The 18,116-nt window shown below is 68.0% G+C and carries 8 protein-coding genes and 2 pseudogenes; 4 read left to right on the top strand and 6 right to left on the bottom strand.

Annotated elements, in window-relative coordinates:
* Nucleotide 1: 1 nt before the first annotated feature.
* The gene (locus OK015_RS14225) at nucleotides 2–625 is read left to right on the top strand and encodes a TetR/AcrR family transcriptional regulator (RefSeq protein WP_268123692.1); all 624 of its coding nucleotides are present in this window, start codon (nucleotides 2–4) and stop codon (nucleotides 623–625) included.
* On the opposite strand, the gene OK015_RS14220 is transcribed toward OK015_RS14225, so the two are convergent.
* From OK015_RS14220 to OK015_RS14210, 3 genes are all read right to left on the bottom strand, one after another.
* Nucleotides 591–806, bottom strand: a complete 216-nt coding sequence (locus OK015_RS14220) for a Trm112 family protein (protein WP_268123691.1) — start codon at nucleotides 804–806, stop codon at nucleotides 591–593. The genes OK015_RS14225 and OK015_RS14220 overlap by 35 nt on opposite strands.
* Nucleotides 799–3,765 carry an acyl-CoA synthetase gene (locus tag OK015_RS14215; protein WP_268132732.1) on the bottom strand — a complete coding sequence of 989 codons (2,967 nt, stop codon included), beginning with the start codon at nucleotides 3,763–3,765 and terminating at the stop codon, nucleotides 799–801. The genes OK015_RS14220 and OK015_RS14215 overlap by 8 nt, the downstream gene beginning before the upstream one ends.
* Nucleotides 3,766–3,880: 115 nt before the next feature.
* Nucleotides 3,881–5,320, bottom strand: coding sequence for an HNH endonuclease signature motif containing protein (locus OK015_RS14210; RefSeq protein WP_268123690.1), 1,440 nt, complete (start codon nucleotides 5,318–5,320; stop codon nucleotides 3,881–3,883).
* Between the two features lie 49 nt (nucleotides 5,321–5,369).
* Between OK015_RS14210 and OK015_RS14205 the strand changes: the two genes are divergently transcribed.
* The 3 genes and pseudogenes from OK015_RS14205 to OK015_RS14195 all read left to right on the top strand — a co-directional run.
* The gene (locus OK015_RS14205; protein WP_268123689.1) at nucleotides 5,370–7,136 is read left to right on the top strand and encodes an ABC-F family ATP-binding cassette domain-containing protein; all 1,767 of its coding nucleotides are present in this window, start codon (nucleotides 5,370–5,372) and stop codon (nucleotides 7,134–7,136) included.
* Between the two features lie 5 nt (nucleotides 7,137–7,141).
* Nucleotides 7,142–7,321, top strand: a pseudogene (locus tag OK015_RS14200) (cytochrome P450); the annotation flags it as partial.
* A pseudogene (locus tag OK015_RS14195) lies at nucleotides 7,312–7,479 on the top strand (cytochrome P450); the annotation flags it as partial. The pseudogenes OK015_RS14200 and OK015_RS14195, both read left to right, overlap by 10 nt.
* Here the strand turns inward: OK015_RS14195 and OK015_RS14190 are convergent.
* The 3 genes from OK015_RS14190 to OK015_RS14180 form a co-directional block, all read right to left on the bottom strand.
* Nucleotides 7,462–8,532, bottom strand: a complete 1,071-nt coding sequence (locus OK015_RS14190) for a type III polyketide synthase (protein ID WP_268123683.1) — start codon at nucleotides 8,530–8,532, stop codon at nucleotides 7,462–7,464. The pseudogene OK015_RS14195 and the gene OK015_RS14190 overlap by 18 nt on opposite strands.
* A gap of 146 nt (nucleotides 8,533–8,678) precedes the next feature.
* Nucleotides 8,679–11,744, bottom strand: coding sequence for a type I polyketide synthase (locus tag OK015_RS14185; RefSeq protein ID WP_268123681.1), 3,066 nt, complete (start codon nucleotides 11,742–11,744; stop codon nucleotides 8,679–8,681).
* Nucleotides 11,744–18,106: a type I polyketide synthase gene (locus OK015_RS14180; RefSeq protein WP_268123679.1), complete on the bottom strand. Its 6,363-nt coding sequence runs from the start codon at nucleotides 18,104–18,106 to the stop codon at nucleotides 11,744–11,746. The genes OK015_RS14185 and OK015_RS14180 overlap by 1 nt, the downstream gene beginning before the upstream one ends.
* Nucleotides 18,107–18,116 lie beyond the last annotated feature (10 nt).

The following is an 18,116-nucleotide window of genomic DNA, read 5'->3' as shown; positions in this document are numbered from 1 at the left end:
CGTGACGGCCGCCAACACCGGGCGCCGCCGGCCCGGCCGGCCGGCCGGAAACTCCGACACCCGCGAACGCATCCTGGCTAGTGCACGAGAATTGTTCGCACGCAACGGCATTGGACATACATCGATTCGTGCTGTGGCGACCGCGGCCGGCGTCGATTCGGCATTGGTGCATCACTACTTCGGCACCAAGGAGAAGCTGTTCGCCGCGGCGGTGCGCATTCCGATCGATCCGATGGACATCATCGGCCCGTTGCGCGAAATTCCCGTCGAGGAGATCGGCCACAAACTGCCGTCAATGTTGTTGCCGCTCTGGGATTCCGAACTGGGCGCCGGGTTCATCGCCGCGCTGCGGTCCATCGTGGCCGGGTCGGAGGTCAACCTGTTCCGGTCCTTCATTCAAGAGGTGATCGCCGTCGAGGTCGGCAGCCGCGTCGACAATCCCCCGGGAAGCGGGGTCATCCGCATCCAATTCGTCGCGTCGCAGATGGTCGGCGTGGTGATGGCCCGCTACATCCTGGAACTCGAGCCGTTCGCGTCGCTGCCGGCCGAGCGGGTCGCCGCGACCATCGCACCGAATCTGCAGCGCTACCTCACCGGGGAGCTGCCGGACGGGCTCGTTCCATGAGGCGGGCGTGCTCGTCGTCGTCGACATCGCGCGCCTCGTCGATCAACAGCACCGGGATGCCGTCCTCGATGCGGTAGGCGCGGCGCAGTCGCGGGTTGTAGAGCAGTTCGTCGTCCACGAGCAGCAGCGGGCCCCGGTCCTCGGGGCACACCAGAATGCTCAGCAGGGTGTCGTCAACCATCGGTGCCTCGATACGTGGCGCTCAGCTCGGCCCGCACCGCCGGAGTCAGCTTGCGGTACTGATCGCTGGCGGTATCGAAATACCAGGCGTGGCGCCCGGATTTGGGAATCCCGGCCGCGCGCAGCGCGCTGACCGTCGGACGGTAGGTCGCGCTGAGCGTCATCTCCGGCACCACGCAAACGATGTCAGGCCCCAGCCCGACCGGCAATTCTGCGACGGCTTCGGTCAGATCCGCCGCGGTGATGCCGGCTCCCGGCAGCAGCGTCACCGCCGACACTGCCACCTCGAAGTTGCGGAACGGCACGTTGTAGGTCACCGCGAGATCCACGCCGTTGATCAGTCCAAGCGCATCGGTGACCGCATCGGAATAGACCAATCCGCGCGCGGTGTGCACCACCGAGCCGCGACTGCCCAGCAACCAGTAGTCCCCGTCCTCGTCACGGCGGAACAGGTTCTCGGTGGAGATCCAGGTGTCGCCGGGCGCGAACACCCCGCGTTTGACCGACGCCGTCGGGTCGATCGGGCCGTTGGATGCCGCGAGCAACACACCGACCTGGTTGGCCTCGGCGACCTGGACGAAGCCCCGGTCGTCTTCCAGGATCAGGTCGTGTTCGGTGTCGTAGGCACCGAGCTCGACACGCCCGGCGCCGGGCAGGGGCCGGCCCTTGCTGCCGATCTTGGCGCCGGACACGTTGGCCAGCACCGCCTGCCCGTCCGTGGTGGCGAAGAACTCGACGACGCGAGCCGGCGCGAACGCATCGATGACCCGCTCCCACAACCCGGTGGGCATACCCGAGCCGATGAACAGTCGCACCGGATGATTGCCGTGCAGCACGAAGGCGGGATCGTCGACGATCTCGCGGAGCATCGCCCACGTGTAAGAGACCACCGTGACGCCGTACTGCCGTATCTCGTGGACGAACCGGTCGGCCTGCAGGCCGCGCGACAGTGCGATGCGGGTTCCGCCGACGACCGCGCCGCCGAGGGCGACCAGCAGCGCGGACTCGTGGTGCAGCGGTGTCAGGCAGTAGACGGTGTCGCGGCGGTCCAGCACCGCCGTCGATGCGGTCCCGAAGGCCGACACGGCCCATCGGTAGTTGGTGATCTGCTTGGCGACCAGCTCGCCACCGGCCGCGCTGAACGCGATGAACGCCAGGTCGCGGGCCAGCCCCGGGTTGGGCCGGTACCAGGCGGGCAGCTCGACAGCGTCCGGGTCGATCTGCTCCATGTCGATGACGTTGCCGTCGTCGGGCAGGTCCAGGTTGCGCGTCTCACCGCCGCCGAGCACCAGCACCTGTCCCGGCCATTGGCGGGCGGCCTCCAGGTTGGTGGGGTCGGTCAGAATCTCGGTGACCCGCCCGAGCCGGACCGATGCGGTCAGATCGGCTTCTGGGTGCATCACCACGGCGACCGCGCCGAGCCGGGACAGCGCGGCGATCGCGACCAGGGCACTGGGCCGGGTCTCCATCAGGACGCCGACCCGGTCGCCCTGCCGGACGCCGACCTGAATCAGGCCGCGCACGACGTTGTTGATCCGCCGGTCGACCGCCTCGTAGGTGTGCACCCTGCCGTCGAACAGCAGGAACTCGCCCCGCGGGGCGTTGCCGGCCTGCTCACTGATGATGCGGCCCAACGAGATTCGTGTGTGATCGTTGATCTGCCCGAGCCGGGCCAATCGGGGCAGCGTGCGCGCGGTCTCCACGGCCAGGGTCCGCATGGATTTGTTGGCCGCGACGACCGCGTCGGCCGCCCCGCGCACCAGCCCCAGCGCCGCCCCCGATGCCTCACCGATGCCGTGGGTGAGCCGCGAACTCAATGCGACGCCGCTGTCGGTGTGTTCTTCTGGCTGATCGGCCATCAGGTCGATGCCGGACGGCTTGTCGCCGCCGGCAGCGAGCCATTCGATCCACGCGGCGACGGTGGGCCAACCCTGTTCTGCCGCTTTGGATCCGACGACGAGGCCGAAATGCCCTGTCCTGATCCGGGATTCGTAGACCTCGGCGTTGGGCGCAGCGCGCCGGATGCCGCGCACCGATGCCGGCTGGCCGATGTCGTCGACCTCGCCGACGAACGCCAGCACCGGACAGGTGATGTCGGTGAGCGTGACCATCTGCCCGTTGACGGCGAAACCGCCGGTCATCATCCGGTTGTGGGCGATGAACTGCTTGAGCAGCTCGGAGATCGCCGGGCCGGACCAGGCGATCCACCCCTCACGCTCGAGGAACCTGCGCTGCTGTTCGCGGGGCAGCAATGCCTCGCGGTCGTGCAGCTGACGCACGAAGTCGACCCGAGCCTTGGCGGTCTTGAGCGGGTCGAGCATCTGGAAGCCGGCCCGCGCCATCCAGCCCGGGATGGCCAACCGGCTGAAGACGTGGTCGGCCATGAAATTGGCGACCGGCGGGGCAAAGTTTGCCGGGATGCCCATCGGCAGGGCCGCCAGGGTATCCACGGGCGAACCGAAGGTCACGATGCTGGCGAGGGCTTTCGAACGCCGGTAGGCGGCGACCTGATAACACCACATCCCGCCCTGCGAATACCCGACCAGGTGCACATCGCTGCCGGTGGAGTCCTTCACCGTGTCGATGGCGTCACTGAGCGCAACGATGTGGTCGGCCAGGTTGCGGCGCATACCGCCCTCGACCTTGTCGGGCGAACCGAAGTCGATGACCCAGCAGTCCAGCCCGTGGGAGTGCAGGATGCCGACGGCGCCGTCTTCGCGGGTGACGTCCCACATGTCAGCCGACATCATCATCGGGTGCACCATCAGCACCGGCGGGCCGACCGGCCGCTGTCCGGGCCGGTTGTCGGGCGGAAAGTAGCGCCGAAGCTTGTACATCGGCACGCTCTCGACGATCTGTGACGGCGACGGAACGGTGCCGGTCTCCAGGCCCCCCAGCCGTAAGACCTCCAGGCCGTTCTGCGCCGTCGCGACCAGTCGTTCCACCGGCCGCGTGATCATCGACAAATTCAGATCCACCGCTGCTCCCCACTCTCGACAGCTTGGACATCATGGCACATCGACCCCCACAGCGGTTCTGGTCAGGGTGTTTGCCCGCGGGGTGGCACAAACCGCGTCAGAAGGGCGGCGTCTCGTCGTCGCTGTCGGGCGGTGGGGCGAGACCGGAGTAGGCCGGTTGGGGTTGTCGGTATGCAGCCTGGCGGACCTGCTGGTTGTGTCGGCGTTCGGCGGCAATGTGGGCGACCCGGTTCTGCGAGCGAGTGCTCGTGCGCAGCGGCATCATCACTGTTCTGTCGCCGCAGCGGTCAACGCCGGCCGGGTCGGCGCCGGGCAAGTCGCCGGTAGGTACGCACAGGCTCGTGAAGAGCAGCGCGCTGCCGGGGGTGGTGACATAGATGTGCCCGTCCGGCAGTGTCCAGATCACCGTGCCGTCGGGCAGCTGCTGATCGCGCCAGCCCCAGAACGTCTTGAGCAGATGATGGGTTCGGCACAGACACTTCAGGTTCGACGGGTGTGTGGCTCCCCCGTCGTCGTACGGGACGGTGTGGTCGAGGTCGCTTTCGGTGGCGGGTCGATCACAACCCGGCGCCCGGCACGTCAGGTCGCGTGCCCGCACGTAAGCGGCCAGCCCCGCCGACGGGATGTACTGCGGCTCGGCGTCGACCGGCCTGATCAGCGGCCGCAAGGGCGCGGACTTCGCCAACTCGGCCAGCACCGAGGCGGGGATCAGCCCGTCCGCTGCCACCACCGACGCCGGTTTGGCGCCGCGGCCCTCGACGGCGGCTTGGTCGGCGATCACATGAATGACCACCGATCCGGCGCGACGCGCACCCGCGGCGCACTCGGCGTCGCGGCACCGGCAACCCAGCCGATCACCACCGCCGGCCAGCACACCCAGCGCATCAGCCCGCCGCTGATCTCGAGTTCGCGGGTCGCCGCCACACACCGTGTCCGCCAACGCGTCCAGGCGCTTGTCCAGCAGCGTGGCGTCGGTGGTGAACAGGCGGCCGTGCACCTCGGAGATGCCGCCCTCGGATTCCCAGATCGACACCTCGCGCTCAGCCATGCGCTCGCGGTGCCGGCGCACCGCATCGGCATCGGCGATGGCCACGATTCGGTCGATCTCGCCGGCCAGCCGTCCGCGGGTCATCGACGGCCAGCGCGTCGCCCGCACGGCCAGCTGCGCATCGACCCGAGCCAACACCGCCGCATCGGTGATCAGATCGGTGCGGTACACGATCGTTTGGAATAGCCGGTAATCGAGATCGCCGGCCCGAAACGCCTCGGCCACCCGCGGCACCCGCTCACGCATGGCCAATGCGTAGCGCAGATAGCTGCCGGCCATCGCCAGACTGATCCGAAACGCCGCCGCGATCTCGGCGCCCACCGCCGCCCAGGTATCGACCGCCCAGTCCTGATGCTCGTCGTATTCGGCCCGGCGCAGCTCGAACAACTCTCCGATCGCGTCCAGCCGGTCGGCCGCAGCCTGCGCCTCGAGCCGCCAGGCGGCAGACATCCGGTCAACCAGTTCCCGTGACCGTCCGTTATCGAACATACTTTCGATGATAGGCGCGGGGTCCGACACTCTTGCTAGCGTCGGCCCGGTGGCGCACCTACTGGGGGCCGAGGCCGTTCACCTGGAATACCCGACTCAAGTGGTATTCGACTCGATCTCACTCGGGGTCAACGACGGCGCGCGCATCGGCATCGTGGGGCGCAACGGGGACGGCAAGTCCAGCCTGTTACGTCTGCTGACCGGTCAGCTGCGGCCCGATTCCGGGCGGGTCACCCAGCGCAGCGGCCTACGGGTCAGCGCGCTCAGCCAGGCAGACACCCTGGACCCGGAACACACCGTCGGCTGGACGCTGGTCGGCGACCAGGCCGAGCATCAGTGGGCCGGCGACCCGCGGATCCGCGATGTGGTCGGCGGACTGGTAGCCGATATCGCGTGGGATGCAACGATTTCCACTCTCAGCGGAGGGCAACGACGACGGGTGCAGTTGGCCAAACTGCTGATCGGCGAGTGGGACGTCATCGCCCTCGACGAGCCCACCAACCACCTGGACATCGAGGGCATCACCTGGCTGGCCGGCCACCTGCAGCAGCGATGGGCGCGCAACACCGGCGGGCTGCTCGTGGTGACTCACGACCGCTGGTTCCTCGACGAAGTCGCCGCCACGACGTGGGAGGTGCACGACGGCATCGTCGAACCCTTCGAGGGCGGCTACGCCGCATATGTGCTGCAGCGCGTCGAGCGGGACCGCCAGGCCGCCTCGGCGGAGGCCAAGCGGCAGAACCTGATGCGCAAAGAGCTGGCCTGGCTGCGCCGCGGGCCGCCGGCGCGGACGTCCAAGCCGAAGTTCCGGATCGACGCCGCCAACCAGCTGATCGCCGACGTGCCGCCGCTACGCAACACCGTCGAGCTCGCGAAGCTGGCGACGGCCCGGCTCGGCAAGGACGTGATCGACCTGCTCGACGTGTCGGTCTCCTTCGACGGTCGCCCGGTGTTGCGCGACGTCGAATGGCGGATCGCCCCGGGCGAACGGACCGGCATCGTCGGGGCCAACGGCGCGGGCAAGTCGACGCTGCTGGGCTTGATCGCCGGGACCATTGCGCCGGACGCCGGGCGCGTCAAGCGCGGCAAGACCGTCCAGCTCGCGGTGCTCGATCAGCAGGGCGACCGGCTGGCCGACATCGCCGGTGACCGGATCGCCGACGTGCTGGGCCGCCTCCGCGGCGGGTATGAGGTCGAGGGACGCGAGGTCACCCCGGCCCAGCTGCTGGAGCGACTCGGCTTCACCGAGCTCTCGGCGCGCGTCGGCGAGCTGTCCGGCGGGCAGCGGCGGCGCCTGCAGCTGATGCTCACGCTGTTGTCCGAGCCGAACGTCCTGCTCCTCGACGAGCCCACCAACGACGTGGACACCGACATGCTGACCGCGACCGAGGATTTGCTCGACTCCTGGCCGGGCACCCTGATCGTCGTCTCGCACGACCGTTATCTGCTGGAACGGATCACCGATCAGCAGTACGCGATTCTCGACGGCCGATTGCGCCACCTTCCGGGTGGTGTCGACGAGTACCTGCGGTTGGCCGCCCGGTCCGCGGGCGCCGCGGACCCACCGCGCGCAAACCCCGAACCCGAGGCGATGTCGGGTGCGCAGCGTCGCGCCGCGGAAAAGGAGCTGGCCTCGCTGGACCGCCAGCTGGCCCGGCTGGCGGATCGGATTGCGGCCAAACACGTCGAACTCGCCGACCATGACCAGTCCGACCACGTCGGCATCGCCGGGCTGACCGGCGAGCTACGCGCGCTGGAAGGCGAGGTCGGCACGCTGGAGAGCCGCTGGCTGGAGCTCTCGGAAATGGTCGAATGATTTCGATGAGGAAGCAACGGCACCAACCGATTCCGTATCTGCCCGGCGATGGATTGCTGGCCCTGTACCGGCTGCGGGGCCCGGTGGTCAAGTCCGGTTTCGGCCGGCACGGCTACACCTATCTGCTTGGACCCGAGGCGAACAAGTTCGTGTTTGCCAACGCGGACGCGTTCAGCTGGGCGCGCTGATGGCCACGACCGAGATGACGGTCATGCTTGCCCGGCTGGTCGCCCGAACGAAGCTACGATTGCCCGCTCAGCGAATCCGCGCCGCCAACCTCGCCGCGCTGAGTCCCACACCGGGCCTGGTCGTCGAGATCGCCGATTCAGTGCCAGCGCAGTAGCACGAGTTCGGAGGAGAATCCGGGGCCCATCGCGACGATCAGCCCCGGGCTGCCACTGGCCGGCGGCTTGGCGATGGTGTCGCGCAGGACGTGCAGCACCGAGGCCGACGAGAGGTTGGCGATCTCACCCAGCGAGCGCCAGGTCAACTCGAGCGCCTCCGGGGGCAGGTCGAGGCTCTTGCCGATCGCACCGATCACCTTGGGGCCGCCCGGGTGAGCCACCCACGCTTCGATGTCACCCCTGGTCATCCCGTGTCCGGTGAGGAATCGATCGACATCGTCGGCCAGATGCGCCTCGATGAGCGTGGCGAGCTCCGGCGAGAACACGGGCTGTAGGCCGCCGGGGCCGACGTTCCACGCCATCATGTGCAGCGATTCCGGGTAGAGGCGGCTGCGCGAATCGACGATGTCGGGCCCACTGGGCCGTAGCTGCCGGTCTTGTTCGGCGCGACGATCGCCGACGGCGACCACCGCGGCGGCCCCATCGCCGAACATCGCGGTCGAGACCAGCCCCGAGACGGTCGGCTTGACCGTGGGAAAGGTCAGCGAGCACAGCTCGATCGACACCAGGACCGCGACGCCGTCCGGTGCACCCCGCAGGTAGTTGTGCACGGTGGCCAGCCCCGCCGCACCGGCCGCGCAGCCGAGCCCGAACAGCGGCACCCGGCGCACATCCGGGCGCAGCCCAATTCGTCCGGCGATGCGGGCATCCAGCGACGGCACCGCAACGCCGGTGACGGTCGTGGTGGCGATCATGTCGACGTCTTCGCGCTGCAGCCCCGCCTCGTCCAGAGCGCCCAGCAACGCCTCGCAGCCGAGGTCGACGGCGTTTTCGATGAATATCTCGTTCGTCTCGGTGAACTCGGTCAGCGTGAGGTACCGCTCGAGGGGCAGTACCAGGTGGCGGCTGTTGACCTTTGCCCCGGCGTGCAGACGGCGGACGATGTCCTCGTGTTCCTTCAACACCGGGAACTGGACGAGCTGGTCAGTGATCTCGCTCTGGCTGTAGCGGTGCGGTGGCAAGGCACCGAACACACCTGCGACGACGCTCATACCTGGCCTCTGCTGAAAACGATTCGCCCGATTACCGGGAAGTTTATGCGGTCTGGTTCGCACCCGCAAAAACAAGGCTATTCAACATGTGTCGGATATCACTCAGCGTTCGGCACGCGTAATCAGGCCTGCCAGCGTGGATTTCGTCACTCAGCATCATCGGCTTTGTCGGACTCCAACGCCATAGCGATCAGCGCATCGGGGCTCAACGAATCGATGGTGTCGTTACTCACCGCTGGCTCGTCAAGTGCCATCTCGGACTCACCGGCCAGCAGCAATAGTTTGTCGAGCAGCCCCGTTCGCCGAAGTTCGCGCAGCGGAATTTTTCTCAGCGCCGACCACATCTCGTCGTCATCGGATTCGTCGCGGTCCTCGTGCAACAGTTGCCGACGCAGGTGATCGGCCAGCGCTGACGGGCTGGGAAAGTCGAAGATCAGCGTGCGCGGCAGGGCCAGCCCCGTCGCGACTTTAAGCCGATTGCGAAGTTCGACGCCGGTGAGTGATTCAAAGCCGATGTCTTGAAAGGCACGGTCGACATCAATGTCACCGCCGCTCGGGTGCCCCAACACGGTCGCCGCGTGGGTGCACACCAAGTTCACCAGCCGGCCGCGCTGCTCCTCGGGGGCCAGTGCGCGCAGCAGCTCGGCCAGGTCCGCCGCCCGATCCACCGGAACCGGCACATCTCCCCTTGATCCCAACCAAAACCGTTGCCGGGCAAAGCCGTATGTCGGCAACTCGACTCGGCGCCCACCCAGTCCACCGAGAACGGCCGCCCAATCAACCGTCGTGCCGTAGGCGAATAGCCGGCCGGCCGCCGTCAACAGCGCGTCGACTTCTGGCTGGTCGGCGGCAAACGTTGCCACCGCGGCGGCATGCTCGGTGTTCAGTGATTGCTCCACTGCCGCACTCAAGCCGGCGGCGGGGCCCACCTCGACGAACACGGTGGCTCCCAGCGACTCCGCCAACCGCACACCATCGGCAAATCGCACCGGCCGGCGCACATGTTCAGCCCAATACTGAGCCGATCCGTATTCGGCACCGGCGAGCTGCCCAGTCACGTTGGACACCAAGCCAATCCGCGGCTGGTCTGCCTTGATGTCGGCCAGCAGGCGAGCGAACTCGTCGACCATGGGTTCTACCAACACCGAGTGAAACGCGTGCGACACCGCCAACCGATGCACCCGCGTCCCCCGCCGTGCCAACCGGTCAGCCAGGGCGCCCGCCGGCGCCTCGGCACCCGAAATCACCACGGAATGCTGGGCATTGACCGCCGCGATCGCGACACCGTCGGTGAGCAACGGCGTCACCTCGTCCTCGCCGGCGGCCACGGCGATCATCACGCCGCCGGCCGGCAATGCCGCCATCAAACGGCCGCGGGCCGCGACGAGCCGCGCGGCATCGTCAAGCGTCAGCACGCCCGCGATATGGGCGGCGGTGATCTCCCCCACCGAATGGCCCATCACCAGATCCGGCTCGATTCCCCAGCTTTGCAGCAATTCCGCCATTGCCACCTCGATGGCAAAAAGCGCCGGCTGAGCGAACTCGGTATTCGCCAGCAGCGCCGGGTCGACACCCCAGATGACGTCACGCAAATTCGATCGCAGCTGGCCGTCCAACGCGTCGACGGCCTTGTCGAAAGCTCGGGTGAATACCGGATACCGTTCGTAGAGTTGGCGTCCCACCCCCAGCCATTGGGAGCCTTGGCCGGGGAACACGAACACCGTTTTGCCGGTTGGTCCGGCCTGCCCGGCGACCGCGGTCGGGTCGCCGCCGGTGAACCGCGTCAAACCCGTTGTGAGAGCGAGGCGATCACTACCTACCAGTACCGCGCGATGCTGGAAGACCGAACGGGTGGTGGCCAGCGACCATGCCACATCCGTCACCGCCAGATCGTCGGCGACGACGTGGGCCGCCAACCGTGCAGCCTGGTTGGCCAAGGCCTGTTCCGAACGCGCCGACAGCACCCATGCCACCGGGGCGTTCTGTCGCGGTTCGGCCGGTGCCGGCTGTGGGGGGGCCTGCTCGAGGATCACATGCGCATTCGTCCCACCCATTCCGAACGACGACACCCCGGCCCGGCGCGGCCGGTCCTGCGCCGGCCATGCCGTCAAGGTGGTATTGACCTGCAACCCAAAGCTTTTCAGGTCGTTGCCGGGGGCCGCGCTGTCGTAGTTGAGACTTGGTGGGATCACGGCATTTTCGACCGCCAATGCCGCTTTGAGCAAGCCCGCGATTCCCGCCGCGCCGCCGGTGTGGCCGATGTTGGTTTTCACCGATCCGACCCGCACCGGACGTTGCCGGCACTCGCCGAAGACTTCACCCAGCGCCCGCACCTCGACCGGATCGCCGACTTCGGTTCCGGTGCCGTGTGCCTCGACGTAGTCGATATCGTCGCTGCCGAGGCCCGCAGCGGCGAGCGCGCGGCGGATCACGTCGGCTTGTCCCGATACCGACGGCACGGTTTGGCCGGCGGAGCTGTGCCCCGCATTGCCGACCGCGCTGCCCCGGATCACGGCGCGGATTCTGTTTCCGTCCCGCAGCGCGGCACTCAACGGCTTCAACAGCACCATGCCGGCACCTTCGGCCCGCACGTAGCCATCGGCGCGCCCATCGAACGCGTAAGTACGGCCGGACGCCGACATCGCACCGAATTCCTGCTCGAGCATGGCGGTTTCGTCGGCCAGGTTGAGGTGGATCCCACCGGCAATCGCCAGCTGCGACTCCCCCGCGCGCAGACTTTCACAGGCGAGGTGCACCGCGACCAGTGACGACGACTGCCCGGAATCCACGATCATGCTGGAGCCCCGTAGCCCGAGGGCATACGAGATCCTGTTGGCGATCATGGCGCGGCTGACGCCGCCGAACGAGTGATGGTCGAGGTTGTCCGCGCCGTCACGCAGAGTCAGGACCGCGTAGTCGTCGGACATCGCGCCCAGGTATATCGAAACCCGTTCGCCACGCGCGTTTTCCGGCACCAAAAATGCGTCCTCGAAGAGTTCCCAGGACAATTCGAGCGCAACCCGCTGACGTGGGTCCATCGCGCAGGCCTCGCGGGGCGACAGGTTGAAGAAGTCGGCGTCGAACTCGGCGATATCCCCGGGTAATTCGGTTGCTTCCCGTCCGTCACGTACGAGATGCCAGAAGTCACGCGGGCCGGAGGCGCCGGGCAATCTGCAGGCAAGGCCGATGATCGCTATCTCGGTAGGTGACATCAGGGGCCGAAATCGTCATCGAGGATCGCGAAGAGTTCGCGTTCGGTGGCGGTCGTGATGTCGTCGTCGATGAGGTGCGCTTCGCCGGGCGTCAGCGGTGGTGGGCTTTCGAGTTCGCGCACAATGGCTTGGATGCGGGCGGCCAGCCGGGATCTGTCGTCCGGCGTCCAATTGGGTTGGTTGACCAGCGTCTGCAGCTCGCGTGCGATGTCGTTGAAACGCGCCAGCGGGTCCGGCCCGGCCGCGGGCGCAGCTGTCGGCACGGAGCTGAGCTGTTCGTCGATATGTTCGGCCAGTGCCGCGGGCGTGGGGAAGTCGAAGATCAGGCTGGGTGAAAGGGTGAGCCCGGTCGCCATTTTCAGGCGGTTGCGCAGTTCCACCGCGGTCAACGAGTCAAACCCGAGGTCTTGGAACGGCAGCGTCGCCGCGATGTCGGCATTGGACCTGCCCAAAACGGTTGCGGCGTTGGTACACACCAATTCCACCAATTGGTGGTGACGCTGCTCGGGACTCAGGCCCTGCAGCCGGGTAGCCAATCCCGATGTCGACACCGCCGCGTCGGCGTCACCGATCAGTCGCCGCCCCGGCCGAGCGGCCAGGTCCCGGAACACCGGCGGCACGGCGCCGCCGGCGCCCAACCCCTGCGCGTCGATACGGGCGGCCACCAACAGCGGACGATCGGCCAACATGGCCTCGTCGAACAGCTGAAGCGCATGAGGGGTGGACAACGGCGCCAACCCGCCCCGGCTCATCCGGGATATGTCACGCTCGCTGAGGTGTTGGGTCATGGCGCTGGCCTGTTCCCACAGTCCCCAGGCCACCGACAGCCCGGGCAGGCCCTGGGCCCGGCGCGAAGCGGCCAAGCCGTCCAGGAAGCTGTTCGCCGCGGCATAGTTGCCCTGGCCCGGGGAACCCACGATGCCCGCCATCGAGGAGAACAGCACGAACGCCGACAGATCCATATCCATATCCCGGGTGAGTTCGTGCAAATTCCAGGCGCCATCCACCTTGGCCCGCAACACCGTATCGACCCGGTCCGGGGTCAACGACGCGATCAGCCCGTCGTCGAGTAGTCCCGCGGCGTGGAACACACCCCTCAACGGATATGCGGCCGGTAGCCCGGCGATCAGCGCCGCCAACGCATCCCGGTCGGCCACATCACAGGCGACGACCGAAACCTCGGCGCCGGCTTCGGTGAGCCGGTCCGTGAGCTCCGCTACCCCGGCTCCGTCGGGGCCACTGCGGCTGACCAACACCACATGGGCCACCCCGTAACGCGCCACCAAATGCGCCGCGATGGCCGAGCCCGCCATCCCGGTGCCGCCGGTGATCAACACGCTGCCGCCGGTCAATCCGCCGCCCGAACTCGCCAGCACCGGATCGTCCGGGCCGTCGGGGATCCCGAGGACTACCTTGCCGGTGTGGCGGGCCTGGCTGACGAACCGATACGCCGACGAGGCACAGCGCACGTCAAACACCTTGACCGGCAACGGCTTCAACACACCCGCATCGAACATCGTCATCAAGTCGGACAACATCGACGCGATGAGAGCCGGGCCGGCCTCCATCAAGTCGAACGCCCGGTAGTACACCCCCTCCGGCATAGCATCCGGGTCGCGAAGGTCAGTCTTGCCCATCTCGATGAAGCGCCCCCCACCAACCAGCAATCGCAACGAGGCATCCAGGAAATCCCCGGCCAGCGAGTTGAGCACCACATCGACCCCGGCACCACCGGTAGTCACCAGAAACTTGCCCTCGAAATCCAGGGTCCGGCTATCCCCGATATGATCGTCATCAAACCCCATCGCGCGCAACGTGTCCCACTTACCACGGCTCGCAGTCGCGAATACCTCGGCACCCCAATGCCGAGCCAGCTGCACGGCCGCCATCCCGACCCCACCCGTGGCAGCATGCACCAACACCCGCTCACCGGCCTTGAGCCCGGCCAGCACCGACAACCCGTACAACGCCGTCAAAAACACCACCGGCACACTCGCGGCCTGTATCGACGACCACCCGGGTGGCACCGCGGTCACCAACCGCGCATCCACCACCGCCTCAGAACCGACGACACCCACCAAACCCAACACCGCATCGCCGACCGACAGCCCGCGGACTCCGGATCCGACCTCGAGCACCACTCCCGCGCCTTCAGCCCCGAGCTCACCCCCGCCCGGGTACATCCCCAACGCCACCAGCACATCCCGGAAGTTCACCCCGACAGCGGCCACCGCCACCCGGACCTGGCCGGCCGCCAACTCCGCGCGAGGAAGCGGTCGCACCACCAAATCCTCCAACGTGCCGCCGCCACCAACGCTCATCCGCCACTGCCCCGCCGGCAGTGCCGACACCGAGCGCGCCGGGGTCAACCGAGCGGCGTGCGCGACGCCGGAACGCACCACCACTTGCGGCTCACCGCAGGCGACGACGTCCGCGACGTCCAACGACCCGTCCGAATCGACCAACACCACCCGCCCCGGCCGCTCGGCCTGCGCCGAACGCACCAACCCCCAGACCGCCGCACCCGCCAGATCCGCGACAACCTCACCCGCCAACCCCACCGCACCACGAGTCAGCACGACCAACGCCCCCGCACCCTCACCAGCCAGCCACAACTGCAACACACCCAACACCTCATGACAGGCCGCATACACCGACCCGACCACATCACCAGCAACCGAACCCGGCTCCCACACCGTGACCTCACCAGCAACAACAGTGGGCCCCAACGACACCGGCGACCAAACCACTTCATACAGTCCACCACCGCCACCGGCAGCGGCCGCCAACGCGGCCGAGAGCGTACCGATCGAGATCGGGCGAACCACCAACTCACGCACCGACAAGACCGGCAGGCCCGTCCCGTCCGCCATATCCACCGACACCGCCCCGGAGCCGGCCGGTGCGATCCGGACCCGCGCCCGCGACGCGCCGGCGGCGTGCAGACACACTCCCTGCCAGGAGAACGGCAGCATCGTCGAATCGCCACCTTCGGCAATCCCCCAGGCGTGCAAGGCTGCATCCAGCACGACGGGGTGAATCCCGAAGCCGCCCATCGCGACGCCCTCGCCGGCGGACACCTCGGCGTAGACCTCCTGGCCGCGACGCCACAGGGTGCGCAGACCGCGGAATGCGGGCCCGTAGTCGTAGCCCCGGGCGGCCAGCACGTCGTACACGTCTCCGGCCTCGACCGCGGAGGCCCCGACCGGCGGCCACACCGACAGATCCGCGCCGGGTTCGGGCTGCGCGGAGCGCAACGCTCCTTGCGCATGCAGCACCCAGACCGAATCCGCCGCTGCACCACGCGAATACACCCAGACGGCGCGCGAACCGGACTCACCCGCCGCATCCACCACGACTTGCACGCGTGCTGCCCCGCCCGGCGGCAGCACCAGCGGTGCCAACAACGTCAGTTCTTCGACCACCGAGCAGCCGACCTCATCGCCGGCCCGCAACACCAACTCCACGAACCCGGCGCCGGGGAACAACACCACGCCGTCGACGACGTGATCGGCCAGCCAGGGCGATCCGCCGACGGACAACGAGCCGGTCAGCACCACGCCACCCGTGTCGGGCCGCTCCACCACCGCGCCCAGCAGCGGATGCGCGGCCCGGGCCAAGCCGACACTGCTGACATTGCCCGAGCCCACCGCTCCGGGAGGAAGCCAGAACCGCTGCCGGATAAAGCCGTACGTCGGCAACTCGACTCGCTGGCCGTCTCCGACCGCCGCGGGCCAATCCACTGAGACACCGATGGTGAACAACCGCCCGAGCGCCGCGAGCGCCGATTCCGCTTCGGGGCGATCTTTGGCCAGCGTGACCACCGATGTCGCCTGCTCGGTGGCCAAGGATTGCTCGACGGCCGCGGTGAGGCCGCGGCCCGGCCCGACCTCGACGAAAACCCGGGCACCCAAGGACTCGGCGGCCCGCACCCCATCGCCGAAACGCACCGGCCGGCGCACGTGATCGACCCAGTATTGCGGCGATCCGTACTCGGGGCCGGCTAATTGTCCAGTCAGGTTGGATACCAACCCTATTCGCGGGCGTGCAGCCGACACTCCGGCCATCAATTGTGCGAACTCCTCGAGCATCGGCTCCATCAGCGAGGAATGAAACGCGTGCGAAACCTCCAATCGGTGCACTCGGCGGCCCTGCTGGGCCAGCCCGTCTGCCACCGCGGTGACCGCGGCGTCGGGACCCGAGATCACCACCGCCTTGGGGGCGTTGACCGCCGCGAGATTCACCTCATCGGTCAGCGACGGCGATACTTCCGCCTCGCTGACGGCTACCGCGACCATCGCGCCGCCGGGCGGCAGCGCCGCCATCAACCGGCCGCGCCCCGCAACCACTTTGGCCGCATCCGCAAGCGACAGCACGCCGGCCACGTGGGCCGCGGTGATCTCGCCCACGGAATGGCCCGTCACCACGTCGGGGAGCACACCCCAGTGCCCGAGCAACGCCGCCATCGCGACCTCGGCAGCAAACAGGGCCGGCTGCGCGAACTCCGTGCTCTGCAACAGCGCGGGGTCGTCGCCCCAGATCACCTGCCGCAGCGGCAACCGCAGATGCGGGTCCAACGCGGCCACCGCCTCGTCAAACGCCTGCGCGAACTGCGGGAAATGCTCGTAGAGCTGTCGGCCCATCCCCAGCCACTGGGCCCCCTGGCCGGGAAAAACGAACACTGTCTTTCCCGCCGAGCGGACCCGCCCTGCGACGACGCCAGCGCCCGGCTCACCGGCGGCCAACTCGGTCAACCCCGTCACCAAGCTGTCCCGGTTCGCGCCGACCACCACGGCCCGATAGTCGAATACCGCACGCGTCGTCGCCAACGACCACGCGACATCTACCGGCCTCAGCTCCGCGCTACCGGTCACGTGCGCAAGCAGCCGCCTGGCCTGGTTGGACAGCGCCTGCTCGGAGCGCGCCGACAGCACCCAGGCGGTCTCCCTCGGATGCAATTCAGCCGCAACACTTTCGGCTTCGATGGTTGGTGGTTGTTCGATGATCACGTGGGCGTTCGTCCCGCTGATCCCGAACGACGACACCCCGGCCCGGCGCGGACGATCCCCGCTCGGCCACACGCGCGATTCCGTCAAGAGCGACACCGCGCCCGCTGACCAATCCACATGTGGGGAAGGCACATCCACGTGCAGCGTCTGCGGCAGTACCTCGTGCTGGATAGCCTCGATCATTTTGATTACCCCGGCCACGCCCGCGGCCGCCGAGGTGTGACCGATGTTGGATTTGATCGACCCCAGCCACAGTGGGCGGTCCGCCGGCCGGTCTTGACCGTAGGTCGCCAACAACGCTTGCGCCTCGATCGGGTCGCCCAGCACGGTCCCGGTGCCGTGCCCCTCGACCACGTCGACGTCGGCCGCGGTCAGGCCCGCGCTGGCCAGTGCGGTGCGGATAACGCGTTGCTGGGAAGGCCCATTCGGGGCGGTCAACCCGTTGGAGGCGCCGTCCTGATTGACGGCGGTACCGCGTACCAGCGCCAGGACCGGGTGCCCGGCTCGCCGCGCGTCGGCAAGGCGTTCCACCACCAGGACTCCGGCGCCCTCCGACCATGCGGTGCCATCGGCCGCGCCGGCGTACACCTTGCACCGGCCATCGGTGGCCAGGGCCCGCTGGCGGCTGAATTCGACGAAGGCCGCCGGCGTTGCCATCACCGTGACGCCGCCGACCAGGGCCAGGTCGCATTCGCCCGACCGCAGCGACTGCGCAGCCAGATGCAACGCCACCAGCGACGACGAACACGCCGTATCCACCGACACCGCCGGGCCTTCCAGGCCCAGCACATACGACACCCGGCCCGAGGCCACGCTCAACGTCGAACCGGTGAGCCCGTAGCCCTCCAGCTCGCCCTCCACCTGGCCGCCGTAGCCGGCATGAATCACACCGGCGAACACACCCGTCGCCGAACCACGTAACCGCAGTGGGTCAATTCCGGTGCGCTCCAAGGCTTCCCACGACAGCTCCAGCATCAGCCGCTGCTGTGGATCCATCGCCAGCGCCTCGCTGGGGCCGACGCCGAAAAACCCGGCATCGAAATCACCGGCGTCGGCGAGAAATGAACCCTGACGGACGTACATCTTGCCCGGGGCGTCGGGGTCGGGATCGTACAAACCCGCCACGTCCCAGCCGCGGTCGGAGGGAAAATCCGACACGGCATCGCGGCCCTCGACCACCATGTCCCACAAGGCCTCCGGTGAATCCACACCCCCCGGGTACCGGCATGCCATCCCCACCACCGCCACCGGCTCGGACAGCTTGCCTTCCAGCTCTGCCACCCGCCGCCGCGTGCGCCGCAGATCTGCGGTGAGCCGCTTCAGGTAGTCAAGATGTTTGTCGGTATCCGACACGGGTGCTCCT

The organism is Mycobacterium sp. Aquia_216, assembly GCF_026723865.1.
Lineage (GTDB): Bacteria > Actinomycetota > Actinomycetes > Mycobacteriales > Mycobacteriaceae > Mycobacterium.
Note: the sequence above shows the minus strand (reverse complement) of the source record. Positions and strands in the feature narration are given on the sequence as shown.

What these genes read in the sequence shown, in the direction of transcription:
- OK015_RS14220 (WP_268123691.1), bottom strand. Translation starts at nt 806, where the DNA reads ATGGTTGACGACACCCTGCTGAGCATTCTGGTGTGCCCCGAGGACCGG.
- OK015_RS14215 (WP_268132732.1), bottom strand. Translation starts at nt 3,765, where the DNA reads ATGATCACGCGGCCGGTGGAACGACTGGTCGCGACGGCGCAGAACGGC.
- OK015_RS14210 (WP_268123690.1), bottom strand. Translation starts at nt 5,320, where the DNA reads ATGTTCGATAACGGACGGTCACGGGAACTGGTTGACCGGATGTCTGCC.
- OK015_RS14190 (WP_268123683.1), bottom strand. Translation starts at nt 8,532, where the DNA reads ATGAGCGTCGTCGCAGGTGTGTTCGGTGCCTTGCCACCGCACCGCTAC.
- OK015_RS14185 (WP_268123681.1), bottom strand. Translation starts at nt 11,744, where the DNA reads ATGTCACCTACCGAGATAGCGATCATCGGCCTTGCCTGCAGATTGCCC.